The following is a 13,747-nucleotide window of genomic DNA, read 5'->3' as shown; positions in this document are numbered from 1 at the left end:
ACAGTCAGGGGCGCAGCACCGTCATTGGTTATCGTCACATCCTGGGTGGCGCTGAGAACGCTCCTCTTCTGATTGCCAAAGTCGATCCCCTCAGGGGAAACCTCGATGCTGCGCTCCGCGACGGTCAATGTGATAGCAACATGGGAAGCACAGTAATCCCCATCATCCGGAACGATCGTGATCTGGTTCTTGGTCGTACCCGTGAGCCAACCAATACCTGCGGGGTCCGCTTTGTTGAACGCCCTCGCCGGGTGACAAGCCGAGGACGATGTACAGGTACGATCCGCGACGCGGAAGGTAGTGCCACCGCCAGAGTAGTTGAGCGACGTGCCGTTGAGCTTGACACCGACGTCCGTATTGCCAGAACCGGAGGTATCCACGCTGGCGCCAACCACCTCCGCCTTGAATCCCACCACCAGCAGACCCTCGGGAACAGTGACGTCGATGTCCTTCGTCCACTCAGTAGAGGTCGAGCTCCCCGGGCAGCGGTATCCACCGGAACCACACGACAGGCACGTAGTCGCCGAGCCTGGACCGTTGCCCGTCCACTTGAGGGTATGAAGGATGGGGTCGGTGGAGACCGCCGCGGACCTGCGCTGGAGCGACACCGGTGGAACCGAGGGAGCCGCTGGAGCCGCTCCCTCTGGTTCACTGGACCTGCAGGAGGCCAGCACTCCAAGGCACAGCAGGACCAGCACATTGAGTCGGAGCACTTGTCTCTCCCCACATAAAGCGAGGTAGAATTCTACCCGATCATGAGCATACCGTCCTCAACCAGGGGTGCAATGGCCGTCATGTTGTTGGGCTGCTCGCTGGCCTCGGCGCAGTCCACCGACCAGTTGCCCGGCTTCGACCTGGAGCGGCTGGACGCCAACACGGGACGCGGCACGGCACTGGTCGGCAACGGCGAGCTGATGGTGCCCGGAGGAATGAGCGTGAGCCTGCTGGGGCACTACCAGCGCCTGCCCCTCGTCCTGAATGACGGTGAGCAGGATCTGGCGGTGGTGCGAGACAGGGCGACCGCGCTGCTCTCGGCCAGCTACGGAGTATTGCCGTGGCTCGAGTTGGGGGCCCAGGTCCCCTTCGTGCTCTGGCAGCAGGGGGATGATCCGAATACGGTGGGTCTGTCCTCACTGACCGCCCAGGGCATGGGAACCCCCGTGCTCCAGGCTCGGCTGGGCCTGCTGTCACGCCGCCAGCGGCAACCCGTGGACCTGTCGGCGGACCTGGGAGTGGGCCTGCCGGTAGGCACCGGGCTGGCGCTGGCGGGCGATGACGGGCCTCGTTTCCATGCGCGCATGGTGGTGGGCACGATCCTGGGTTCGGTGCAACCCTCCCTCGAGGCGGGCGTCCTGTTCCGCCCCACCATCCTCCTGGGAACCACCGAGGAGACCGCGGTCAGACAGGGCGCGACCTCGGAGGTTCGCCTCGGAGCGGCGCTGGCCACGACGGGAACTGGGTTGAGGGGCGAGCTGGCGCTACGGGCCACGCTCGTGCCCCAATCGGCCCAGGTTTCCATGGATCTGCTCGGAGGCGTGCGGTTTCCGCTCCTGGTCGGGTTGGACGCTTTCGTCATGGGAGGACCTGGCCTGGGCGGAGCACTCGGAACGCCTCGCTTCCGCATGCTCCTCGGCGTCTCGTTCCGAAGCGAGCCGCCACCCAGGATCTCCTTCATCGACGAGCACGTGGATCGCGAGTTCCAGCTCTCACTCGCCACACCGAAGCCCCCGGAAAGAGACGATCGGATCCGTCCGGCCGGCACCTGGGAGCTCATGTCCGTCACCCGTGACGACCCCCAGGGGACGTCGGACGTCAGAACGCCGCGGGAGCCTCCACGGCCCTATCAGCCCGGTCCCCAGGATCGACTCGTGATGAGGGGTGAGATCCACTTCACCCAGGGCAACTCCGAGTTGCAGGGTGTGGTGCCTCTGCTGGATCAGGCCGTCCTGCGGTTGTCGGAACTTCCCAGAGGGGGCACCCTCATCATCGAGGGGCATGCGGACACCGAGGGCACCGACTCGTCCAACATGATCATGTCGCTGCGACGTGCCCAGGCAGTGCGGCGCTATCTGCTCGATCAGGGCGTTCCCGCGACCCAGGTGCGGATACGCGGCTTCGGCTCGGATTGGCCGGTGAGCGCAAGACCCGCCACCGAGCAGGAGCGGCAGCTCAACCGCCGCGCAGAGGTACTCCTCATCACCGAGGCGCCGGCCCCACTCACCACCCAGGCTCCGGCCCCGTAGCGCTCCTCCCCGCTTCTGGGCGGGTAGCGTGAGTGCCAGCCCGCCTATCGGCCAGGCATGGCCCCGGCGCGACTCTCCCCTTCGACTGGAGCGAGGTGGAGGCCCCTGCGTGAAAGGCGGGCAGTCGAGCGCGTCATGAGAGGAGTGCACCACCGCAGCATCCACCAACGTCCCTCCTCGCGACCGATTCGTCCTATCATCGCGACCCTCTAGTCGTGAAAAGGAGTTCAAAATCCATGAGACTCAACAAGGCGCTCCCCTGGCTTCCCGCGCTACTGGTGCTCGGAGGGTGCCCTGGCGGAAATACCAAGGATCCAGCCCATCTGAACGAGATCACGGTGACCTGTGAGCCCAACCCCGTGATCGCCGGCCAGACCACGAAGTGCACCGCTGAGGCCAAGGATCAGTACGGCGAAAAGTTCACCGGCGTTTCCGGTTACGACTGGAAGTCCAGCAACGAGTCCGTGGCGAAGGTGATGGACAAGACTGGGAATGCCACCACGTCCGCCGCCGGAACAGTGACCATCAGCGCCAGTGCCACCGCGGGCAATGAGACCCGGCAGGGAGAGGTCACCCTCACGGTGAACCAGCGCCCGCCCACCCTCCACACCACCAACATCACGACTTCCGAGACGTGGCGAGCGGCCGAGAATCCGCACGTGGTGAGAGGGCAGCTCGTGGTGAACGGCTCTGGCGAAGCCCCCACGCTGACCCTCGAGCAGGGCGTGGAAGTCCGCTTCGACCAGGACGCCGAGCTTCGCATCTCCAACGGAGCCTTCCGGGCCTTGGGGAGCCAGGGGGCACCGATCCGCATGGTGGCCAACCAGAGCGCGCCCACCAAGGGCTACTGGCGGGGTGTGGTGTTCTCCACGGAAGGGAGCGGTTCGGAGCTGAGCTTCGTCACGTTGAGCGACTGTGGGAACGCCGCGGGGGCGGGCGCATGCCTCGCAGTGGAGAACAAAGCGGCCCCTGTGCTTCGTGACGTGACGGTGCAGAACAGCGGCACCGTGGGAGTGAGGGTGGCGGATGACGGGAGTGCCTTTGGAACTGACTCGACCAGACTCCATGTGTCTGGGAGCACAGACTACGCGGTGCGAATGGGCGCCAACCAAGCCGGCACGCTCCCGACCGGAGGCTCCTTCACGGGTAATACCCCCGACGCCGTCGAGCTCAGCGGCAATGTCTCGCTCTCGCAGACCTGGCCCAACCCCGGCATCCCCTACGTCATCAACAGCCTGATCCTCATCGAGAACCCCCCGGACGACAGCACCCCGGAGAATGCTCCGGGCCCTACACTCACCCTCTCCGCTGGCACGGTATTCCGCTTCGGAGCCAACGGTGAGATGGTCGCTGGCTACCACCTCACGGGGGATTTGATCGTCAATGGAACCGAGTCCTCGCCCATCCTTTTCTCGGCCAACTCGGACAGCCCCAAGCCCGGCCAGTGGAGGGGGTTGCACTTGGCGGACCATGCCACCGCCGCCAGCCGCATCTCCTACGCCACCATCGAGTACGCAGGTGCTCCGAGTAGCCTCCTCGCGACGACGGGCAATCTGAATGTGCACGGGTCTCTTCATCCGTGTGAGGTTGATGGTCCCTGTCCCAACATCCAGAACGTCATCGTGCAGAAGGGCAGCGGATACGGCGTCTACATGTCGAATGGTGCGAAGTTCGGCCCGGACTCGACAGCACTGACCCTCCGCGACAATGGCAACTACCCCCTTTCGATGGCAGCCCACGTCGTCGGGACGATCCCCACGGGAATCACCTTCAGCGGCAACACGAACAATGCAGTGGAGATCAGCGGTGGCGGCGTGGACATCACCCAGACATGGCGGAACCTGGGCATCCCCTACGTGCTCCAGGGAAATGTGAACGTGGGCAATACGACCAATCCAACGCTGACCGTGGAAGCTGGAACGGAATTGCGGTTCGCCCAGAACACCGAGCTGACCATCGGAAGTTTCGCCAGCCATCCCGGTGCGCTGATCGCGGTGGGAACCGCGGAAGCACCGATCCACTTCATCCCGAATACCCCGACCCCGACGAAGGGGTACTGGCGCGGGCTGCACTTCTTCCAGGGAGAGGGAAGCCGGCTTGACCACGTGCTGATCTCCCATTCTGGAGCCGCTGGCCGGTTCTTTGGGGGCAATCTGAACGTCTACAAGGAATTGGGCGCATTCGTGACCAACAGCACGTTCAGTTCCTCGGCCAGTTGCGGCGTCACCGTGAGCGATGGGTCCTACTCGGGCACCACCGCCGTGACGACGGACTTCTCCCTGGCCACGTACAACAACACCTTCGTCAACAACGGCGTCAACCGCCAGTGCGCGGACGCTTGGATTCCATGACGTCCACGACCCCCTGTTCCTGGAAGAGGTAGGTTGGGACTTCAGCAGAGACCCACGACTCCGCTCGGCGGCCGGGGCGCGCCGCCGAGCGCAAACATGGAGTGGGCTCCCTTGCCCACCCACGCTGGCAACAGGTGACGCTCAGCTCCGGGGAGCAACGACGCCAATCCGGACGAGGAACCGGGCCTTTCGCTCCAGATCCCGCTGCAACTCATGCAAGTGCCGGGTCGAGTCGCGCACCGCCGGCACACTGGTGGGCGGGCTCGCTGGCGACGCGGGCACGAGCTGCGGAGGGCTCGAGGGCCGCCGCTGTTCCGGCTCTGCCTGCGATGCCTCGCGCTCGGCCGGCACGCTCCGGGCCTTGCCGATCAGCGCCTGCCGGACCGGAAGCGGAGGCACACGATCATCGACCGCTCGGCCGTAGAGCCACGCACCGCATCGCCAGAGCACGTCGTAGCGCTGATGCAGCAGCGTCCAAAAGCGATCGCGGAGCTCGACAGCCCTGATGAGGGAGGGCGACCCTCCTTCGCTCTCGACGCCCTGCTGTCCGAGCATCACGCGCAACTTCCCTACGATTTGCTCCGCCTCGGCGATATCAGAAGCAACCACCGGCGATCGGCCGGAGATCCGCGCCTCGTTCCTTCGCAACAACGCGACAAGCGCCGAGCAATCGTCCAGGACATCGTGCTGCCCGCGGAGCCAGACCTCATCGACATCGGCATCGGGAAGGAGGCGAGCCTCGGCAAGGGCGTCGGCGGCCTTACGCAACTTGCGGCGCAGCTGCTGCACCCGATCGAACAACTTTCCGAACGAGGCGGCCTCGAGCTCTCGGTCTACCTGCAGCGCGGCGAATGCCAGGCCCTGAGCAAGCCGCGGGAGCATCGAGAGTTCCACGACGTTGATGTTGGGCAGCCTGCCGATGACCACCGTCCCACTGCCCAGCACATTCTCCACTCCGCGCATCACGGCTTGATAGGTGAGCACGATGTCGGCACAACACTCCTCGATGAAGCCTGGCTCCACGGCCTTCGCCTCGACGAGGAACGCCTCGTAGGCGGCCTGCGAGCTGATGCTTTCGAGGTCAGTGGCGTCCGCCGAGCCTTTCTCCGATGTTTCCGACTTGCCGCCGTCATCCTCTGCCATGCGGGCAGATTATCGAGCGCGCTCCGGTGCTGCAACGCGCCGCCTCCGTGTTTGGGGCGCGGGAATCCCGAGACTCCCGGTCACAGGTCATCGCCCCCTGAGCGGGCAACCAGGCACGTGGGCCGATGCCTTGAAGGACATGACTCGCGGTCGCGGTGAATGGCGCCAGGCCCTGTGAACGTGCGCACCCGCTCCATGTGAGGTGCTTCACAGCACCTGCCTCGCGCCACTGGTAGTCAGCCCGCGAAATCAGTTCTCGAGGGGGGAAAACGAAACATGTGGAAGCAATATGCAGGGGCAGTCCTGGCGGCGGGGCTATGGGCCTGTGAACCCGGAGAGATGACCCAGGGGCAAGAGGAGAAACCAGGCGCCACTTCCGCGCCGCTGACGGCAACGGCCACCTACGATTCGACTTTGAAGGTCCCCCGGTGCACCGGGGTGGCTTCTGGTTGTGACTCGGGCGGCCTCGTCAATGGCCGTGGACCGGTGGGGCCCGAGCTCAACGCGCCCAACACGCTGGGCGGGACCTGCATGGACGGTACCGCTGGCGCCTACCACTCCGACGAGTCGGTGGATCGGGTGAAGATCTACACCACAGATGGCACCGACCTGGCTCCCGGTAAACAAGTGACCCTTGAAGTCGAGGTATGGGCCTGGTCCAACTACACGCAGGACTCGCTGGACCTGTATTACGCGGCGGACGCGAGCAACCCGACCTGGAACTTCATCACCACCCTGGTGCCCACCGGAGCTGGAGCACAGACGCTGCGGGTGAATTACACGCTGCCAGCTGGCGGCAGCACCCAGGCCGTGCGCGCGGCCTTCCGTTACATGAACTCAGCGACAGCCTGCGCGGATGGTTCCTTCGAGGACCGGGACGACCTAGCCTTCGCGGTGGTGACTGGCCCTCCCAAGGTGGCGGCGGGATATTTCCACAGCCTGAAGTTGAACCCGGATGGGACCGTCCTGGCCTGGGGAGACAACGCCAATGGCCAACTCGGCAACGGAACCACCGCCTCGAGCACCACGCCCGTACGGGTGACGGGGCTCAACAACGTGGAGTCCATCGCCGTGGGTGCCCATCACTCCCTGGCGCTGAAAAAGGATGGCACCGTGTGGACCTGGGGCTACAACTCGCACGGCCAGCTCGGCAATGGAACCACCACGGGAAGCACGACGCCGGTGCGGGTGACGGGGCTCACGAACGTCGTGGCCATTTCCGCCAAGCAGGAGCACTCGCTGGCCGTGAAGCAGGATGGAACCGTGTGGACCTGGGGCAACAACTCGGACGGCCGGCTCGGGGACGGCACCACCACGACCAGGACCACCCCCGTGCAGGTCCCAGGGCTCTCGGGTGTGCTGAGCGTTGCAGCGGGTTGGTTTTCTTCGCTCGCGCTGAAGCAGGATGGAACTGTGTGGGCCTGGGGCGACAACTCCTATGGCCAGCTCGGCAACGGAACCAGGACCTCGAGCACCACGCCAGTGCAGGTCCTGAGCCTCTCGGACGTCACCCTCCTCGTCTCCGGCCACCTCCATGCACTGGCGCTGAAGCAGGATGGAACCGTATGGGCCTGGGGCTACAACTACGCGGGCCAGCTTGGTGATGGCACCACCTTGACGAGCAACATCCCCGTGCAGGTATCCGGTCTGGCTGGCGTCACGAACATCGAAGCGGACTTCTCTCATTCGCTGGCGGTGAGGAACGATGGAACCGTGTGGGCCTGGGGCGAAAATTACTCTGGCCAGCTCGGCGATGGCACCACCACCAGGCGCAGCGCACCGGTGCAGGTGATGGGGTTCTCGGGTGCGGTGGCCGTCCAGGCTGGCGGCGTTCACTCCCTGGCGCTCAAGCAAGATGGAACCGTGTGGACCTGGGGCTCCAATTCCTACGGCCAGCTCGGCGATGGCACCAACACGGCTCGACACACCCCAGTGTGGGTGCTCACGGGCATCGAGCTCCGCCAGAAGCCTTCAACGGTGGCAGCGGGGTACTCCCACAGCCTGAAGGTGAACCCGGATGGGACGGTCCTGGCCTGGGGGTACAACTCAGACGGCCAGCTGGGCAACGGGACCACCACCTCGAGCACTACACCGGTGCAGGTCGTGGGGCTCATGAATGTGGAATCCATTGCCGCAGGTGATCATCATGCACTGGCGCTGAAGCAGGATGGAACCGTGTGGGCCTGGGGCTACAACTCGCACGGGCAGCTCGGCGACGGTAGCACCACCTCGCGCTCCACGCCGGTGCAGGTCGTGGGGCTCACGAACGTGGTGGCCATTTCCGCGAAGAAGGAACATTCGCTGGCCGTGAGGCGGGATGGAACCGTGTGGGCCTGGGGCAACAACTCGGATGGCCAGCTCGGGGACGGCACCACCACGACCAGGACCACGCCCGTACAAGTCCCGGGGGTCTCGGGCATGATGAGCGTTGCAGCGGGTTGGTTTTCTTCGCTCGCGCTGAGGCAGGATGGAACAGTGTGGGCCTGGGGCGACAATGACCATGGCCAGCTCGGGGACGGCACCTCTACTTCGAGCACCACACCGCTGCAGGTCATGGGACTCTCGGGAGCCACTGCCATTGCATCAGGTCACTTCCATGTACTGGTGCTGAAGCAGGACGGCTCCGTGTGGTCCTGGGGCGACGGCCCCAATGGCGAGCTTGGGAATGGCTTCACCGGAAAATGGACCTATCCAGTGCAGGTGTACGGCCTGAATGGAGTCACGAGCATCGAAGCGGACCTCACTCACTCACTGGCTGTGAGGAACGATGGAACCGTGTGGGCCTGGGGGCGCAACTCGAACGGTCAACTCGGTGATGGCTCTACCACCGGGCGAACCACACCGGTACAGGTACCAGGGTTCTCAGGTGCGGTGACCATCCAGGCTGGTGGCCAACACTCCCTGGTCCATAAGCAGGACGGTTCCGTGTGGACCTGGGGTAACAACTCCTACGGCCAGCTCGGCGATGGCACCCACACCAGTCGCTACTCTCCAATAAGAGTGCTCCCGTAGGAGCCAGGCTCAACGCCCGGACCAGACTGAAAGAAGTCCGGCCCCATCATCGACCCCTGCTTCCCTTCCAGGCGGCAGGGGTTTTCATTCGCGCGCTCCGGCTCACTGCGCGCCGAGCAGCAGCCACGTCCGCATGGGCCCCTTCCCCTTCACGGGGACGATGCCCTGATCCTGGAAGCGATAGCGGCCGCGCAGCCGCTCGTGGACCGCTTCCGACAGGTGGATGCCGTCCACCACGCCGTGCGACTCCATCCGGCTCGCCGTATTCACCGTGTCGCCCCACAGGTCATACGCGAACTTCTTGCCGCTGATCACCCCCGCCGTCACCGGGCCCGAGTGCAAACCAATCCGCAGGTGCAGCGGAATCTGCAACTGGTCTCCCAGCTTCAACACCTCGGCGCGCATGGCCAGCGCCAGGCCCGCCATGGCCTCGGCATGATCGCTCCTCGGCAGCGACAGCCCTCCCACCGCCATGTACGCGTCCCCGATCGTCTTCACCTTCTCCACCCCGAACTCGTCCGTGAGCTGATCGAAGATGGAGAAGACCATGTTCAACACCTGCAGCACGTCCGGCGGCGAGTGCTGCGCGGCGAAGCGGGTGAAGTCCACCAGGTCCGCGAACAGCACCGTCACGTCCGGGAAGTTCTCCACGATGATCCGCTGGCCGTGCTTCAACCGGTCCGCCACGGGCTTCGGCAGGATGTTGAGCAGCAGCTGATCCGCCCGCTCGCGCTCGCTCTCGATGGTGCGCAGGTGCGCCACTTCCTGCTCGTGCATCCGGCGCAGCTGGGTGAGGTCGTGGTAGATGGCGACGAAGCCCACCCGCTCCCCCTCCACCGTCACCGGCAGCGCCACCAGCTCGACGTCCACCGGCGTCCCATCCTTTCTCATGCGCCGGGTGACAATCTTCACCGAGCCCCGCTCGAGCGCCTCACGCGAGGTGGCCTCGGCCTCCTCCCGGAGGGGCCCCTCCCCCGCCACCAACCGCAGGATGTTCCGCCCCTTGGCCTCCCGCGCCGTGTAGCCGAACAGACGCTCCGCCGCCGGGTTCCAGGACACCACGCTGAACCGGAGGTTCACCGTGACCATGGCCACCGGGCTGTGGAGGACCAGCGACTCGTAATACTCCTTCTGATGGCGCAGCGAGGCCTCGACCTCCGCCTGCGCCGTCAGATCCCTCAGCACCAGCACCCGGCCTTCCGGCACGGGCACGCAACTCACGCGCAGCACGTGCGCATGGCGCGGGGACCGCTCCGTCCCGTGCCACACCCACTCCCCTTCCCTCGGCGGCGCCTCTGGCGACGACGGCTCCGGCGGCGTCCACCGCGGCAGCAGCTCCGAAATGGGCCTGCCCCGCAGCGCGTCTCCGGACTCCCCGAACAGCCGCTGCGCGGCGGCGTTGGCCTCCACGAGCCGGTCCTGGAGATCCAGCACCAGCACGGCGTCGGACGTGTGCTCGAAGAAGGCGGTATGGGCGCGGCGCACCAGGTCGGACATGGAGGATTCCATCCCCAGTGTAGGACACCCTGCTGACGTGGACACCACGTCTCTTTCCTACTTCAGCTCCCGCTGAAGCTTCGACAGCAGATTGAGCGCCTCCATGGGCGTCGTCTCGTCCACCTTGACCCCCCGGAGGGCCTCCAGCACCTTCTGGTGCGAGGGGTCCAGCTTCGGCCCGGGCTCGGCGACCCCACCGAACAGCCCCAGCTGCCCCGGGGACGGCGCGCGCGACGTCCTCCGCGCCAGCCTCGGCCGCCCGCTGTCGTCGAACTCACCGGACTCGAGGTTCTGCAGGATGTCCCTCGCCCGCGTCACCACCTCCGGCGGCAGGCCCGCGAGCCTCGCCACCTCGATGCCGTAGGAGCGGTTGGCCCCGCCCGGCACCAGCTTGCGCAGGAAGAGCACCTTGCCGCCCTGCTCCCGCACCGCGATGCACATGTTCTTCACCCGGGGCTTCTCCCGGGAGAGATCCACCAGCTCGTGGTAGTGCGTGGCGAAGAGCGTCCGAGCTCCCACCTTGTCGTGCAGGTGCTCGGCCACCGCCCAGGCGATGGACAGGCCGTCGTAGGTGGACGTCCCCCGGCCAATCTCGTCCAGCACCACCAGGCTGCGCCGCGTGGCGTGGTGCAGGATGTGGCTCGTCTCCGTCATCTCCACCATGAAGGTGGACTGCCCACGCGCCAGGTTGTCCGCCGCGCCCACGCGCGTGAAGATCCGATCCGACAGGCCGATGTGCGCCGCGCTCGCCGGCACGAAGCTGCCCGCCTGCGCCATCAGCACCGTGAGCGCCACCTGCCGCATCACCGTGCTCTTGCCCGCCATGTTGGGGCCGGTGATCACCAGGATCTGCGCGTCCTCCGAGTCCATCTTCACGTCGTTGGGAACGAACGCCTCGCCCGCCCCCAGCATCCGCTCCACCACCGGGTGACGCCCGCCGGTGATGGAGAGCACCTCGGACTCGTCCACCACCGGCCGCACGTAGCCGAACTCGGCCGCGCAGCGCGCGAAGGACAGCAACGCATCCGCCGTGGCCACCGCCTCCGCCGCCGAGCGCAACCGCGGCGCCTCCTTCACCACCTGCGCCCGCAACTGCTCGAAGAGCTCCAGCTCCAGCGCGCTCCGACGCTCCTCCGCCGTGAGCACCTTCTCCTCGTACTCCTTCAGCTCCGGGGTGATGAAGCGCTCGGCCCCCACCATCGTCTGCTTGCGGATGTAGTCCGAGGGCACCAGGTGCAGGTTCGCCTTCGTCACCTCCAGGTAGTACCCGAACACCTTGTTGTAGCGGATCTTCAGCGAATTGATGCCCGTCCGCTCCCGCTCCCGCGTTTCGATCTTCAGCAGGAAGTCCTTGCCGGAGGTGGACAGCTCCACCAGCTTGTCCAGCTCGGCGTGGAAGCCCGGGCGGATGAAGCCTCCCTCCTTGAGGCCGGTGGGCGGCTCGTCCACCACCGCCCCCAGCAGCAGCTCCGTCAGCTCCGGCAGCGCGCCGAGCGGCCCCGCCAGCGACTTGAGCAGCGGAGACGCACAGCGCGCGAGCACCGCCCCCAGCCGGGGCAGCTGCGCCAGCGACAAGCCCAGCGCCCGCAGATCCCTCGCGTTGCCCGCCCCCAGCGACAGCCGGCCGCACAACCGCTCGATGTCGCCCACCTCCTTGAGGAGGCTCGTCATCTCCTCGCGCCACACGCTGCGCTGGGACAGCTCCTCCACCGCGTCCAGCCGGGCGTTGATCTCCGGCAGCGAGCACAGGGGCGCGGCCAGCCACCGGGCCAGCTTGCGCGCCCCCAGTCCCGTGGCCGTCCTGTCCAGCACCCCCAGCAGCGAGCCCTTGCGTCCCCCGTCCCGCAGGGTGCGCAGCACCTCCAGGTTGGAGCGGGAGGCCTCGTCCATGAGGAGGTGCACGCCCCGCTGGTGGCGGCTGAGCCTGTCCACGTGGGCGGCGGCCGTCTTCTGCGTGTCCTTCAGGTAGCGCAGCGCCGCGCCCGCGGCCCCGGTGGCCAGCGGCGCGTCCTGCAGCCCGAAGGCCTCCAGCGACTGCACCGCGAAGTGACCGCGCAGGAAGACCGTGGCCCGTCCGGGCTCGAAGGCCGCCTTCTCCAGCTCCGCCACCGCCGGAGGCCGGGACAGCCGCGACACGAGGGCCACCGTGTCCGGGGAGTCCTTCTCGCCCTCGGGCACCAGCAGCTCCCTCGGCTCCACCCGGGCCAGCGCCTCCACCAGCTCCTGCGTGGTCTCCGCCTCCAGGCAGAAGAACTCACCCGTGGAGGCCTCCAGCAGCGCCGCCCCGAAGCCCTGCGCCCCCGGGTACACCGCGGCCAGGAAGTTGCTCGCCCGCGGCTCGAGCGCTTCCTCGTCCAGCACCATGCCCGGGGTGATGACGCGCGTCACCTCGCGCCGGACGATCCCCGGCCCGCTGCCCGCCTCCTCCACCTGCTCGCAGATGGCCACCTTCAGCCCGTGCTCCACCAGCTTCGCGATGTAGCGGCGCGCCGAGTGGTACGGCACCCCGGCCATGGGCACCTTCTCCGCGTTCTTCGCCCGCGCGGTGAGGGTGATCTGCAAGAGCTCCGAGGCGCGCACCGCGTCCTCGAAGAACATCTCGTAGAAGTCCCCCAGCCGGAAGAAGAGGATGGCGTCCGGGTTGAGCGCCTTCACCTCGAGGTACTGCCGCATCATCGGAGTGAGCGCGCCAATCTCCCGCGCCCCGGCCTGCTCGGCCGCCGCTTCCACCGGCGCCTCGTCCCCGTGTCCCTTGCCTGCCTTCGCTTGCGTCGCGCCCATCGCCGCCTCTTGTGTCATGCGTCCGGTTCCGGATCAACAGAACACATGACTTCTGCCGTCCACCCGTCCGCACCTACTCCGCCGATGGCTAGCACGTCCCCCTGACGGCCAGCCGTCCCGGTCCGGAAAAATCGTGAGCCACTCCTCCGAAAACGGTTGGCCCCACCCACTCCGGAGGGCAACCTGCCCCCCGTCATGGAGACCCGTCCCGAGACCGTACAGCCCGTCCCCCTCCCCCGGCTCTTCAAGGTGGCCGTGGCGCCCGTGCAGGCGTTCTTCAAGCTGGAGGCGAGCGGCGGCATCCTCCTCGCCCTCTGCGCCGTGGTGGCCATGCTCTGGGCCAACTCGCCCTGGGCCGACACCTACACCGCCCTCTTCGACGCGCCCCTCGCCGTCGGCTCGGGCAGCCCCCTCTTCCATTTCACCTTCCGTGAATTCATCAACGACGGGTTGATGACGATCTTCTTCTTCCTGGTGGGGATGGAGATCAAGCGGGAGCTGGCCGCCGGCGAGCTGCGCACCCTGTCCAAGGCCCTGCTGCCCCTCATCGCGGCGGTGGGCGGCATGGTGGTGCCCGCCGCCCTCTACGCGGCGCTCAACGCGGGGACACCGGCGCTCAAGGGGTGGGCCATCCCCATGGCCACGGACATCGCCTTCGCCATCGGGTGCCTCACGCTGCTCAAGGGCCGGGTGAGCCACGGGCTGGTGGTGTTCCTCACC

At 66.6% G+C, this 13,747-nt stretch carries 8 protein-coding genes; 4 read left to right on the top strand and 4 right to left on the bottom strand.

Translation table 11 applies throughout. The features are described from left to right. On the bottom strand, window positions 1-413 hold a 413-nt coding region (locus Q664_RS57440), incomplete at its 3' end, for a hypothetical protein (RefSeq protein WP_160174357.1). A 372-nt stretch (window positions 414-785) separates the two neighbouring features. On the opposite strand from Q664_RS57440, the gene Q664_RS07385 reads away from it, so the two are divergent. Together Q664_RS07385 and Q664_RS07380 are read left to right on the top strand one after the other, a co-directional pair. After that, a complete protein-coding gene (locus tag Q664_RS07385; protein ID WP_235216592.1) occupies window positions 786-2,243 on the top strand; it encodes an OmpA family protein in 1,458 nt (485 codons plus the stop codon). 236 nt (window positions 2,244-2,479) lie between these two features. After that, on the top strand, window positions 2,480-4,594 hold the full coding sequence (locus tag Q664_RS07380) for an Ig-like domain-containing protein (RefSeq protein ID WP_043391458.1): 2,115 nt from the start codon (window positions 2,480-2,482) through the stop codon (window positions 4,592-4,594). Between the two features lie 141 nt (window positions 4,595-4,735). On the opposite strand, the gene Q664_RS07375 is transcribed toward Q664_RS07380, so the two are convergent. Continuing rightward, complete coding sequence (locus tag Q664_RS07375) at window positions 4,736-5,737, bottom strand: hypothetical protein (RefSeq protein ID WP_052517789.1); 1,002 nt, start codon at window positions 5,735-5,737, stop codon at window positions 4,736-4,738. A gap of 339 nt (window positions 5,738-6,076) precedes the next feature. Between Q664_RS07375 and Q664_RS07370 the strand changes: the two genes are divergently transcribed. Next, on the top strand, window positions 6,077-8,749 hold the full coding sequence (locus Q664_RS07370; RefSeq protein WP_235216591.1) for an RCC1 domain-containing protein: 2,673 nt from the start codon (window positions 6,077-6,079) through the stop codon (window positions 8,747-8,749). Window positions 8,750-8,851: 102 nt separating this feature from the next. Here the strand turns inward: Q664_RS07370 and Q664_RS51710 are convergent, their stop codons facing one another. Further along, on the bottom strand, window positions 8,852-10,246 hold the full coding sequence (locus tag Q664_RS51710; protein ID WP_052517788.1) for an adenylate/guanylate cyclase domain-containing protein: 1,395 nt from the start codon (window positions 10,244-10,246) through the stop codon (window positions 8,852-8,854). A gap of 57 nt (window positions 10,247-10,303) precedes the next feature. Beyond that, the gene (gene mutS, locus Q664_RS07360; protein WP_235216593.1) at window positions 10,304-12,922 is read right to left on the bottom strand and encodes a DNA mismatch repair protein MutS; all 2,619 of its coding nucleotides are present in this window, start codon (window positions 12,920-12,922) and stop codon (window positions 10,304-10,306) included. Window positions 12,923-13,222: 300 nt separating this feature from the next. On the opposite strand from mutS, the gene Q664_RS07355 reads away from it, so the two are divergent. Continuing rightward, window positions 13,223-13,747: Na+/H+ antiporter NhaA (locus Q664_RS07355; RefSeq protein ID WP_043391453.1), on the top strand; the 525-nt coding region annotated here is incomplete at its 3' end.

This window comes from Archangium violaceum Cb vi76, from assembly GCF_000733295.1.
In the GTDB taxonomy this organism is placed as follows: domain Bacteria; phylum Myxococcota; class Myxococcia; order Myxococcales; family Myxococcaceae; genus Archangium; species Archangium violaceum.
This window is presented reverse-complemented; position numbering and strand designations above follow the sequence as displayed.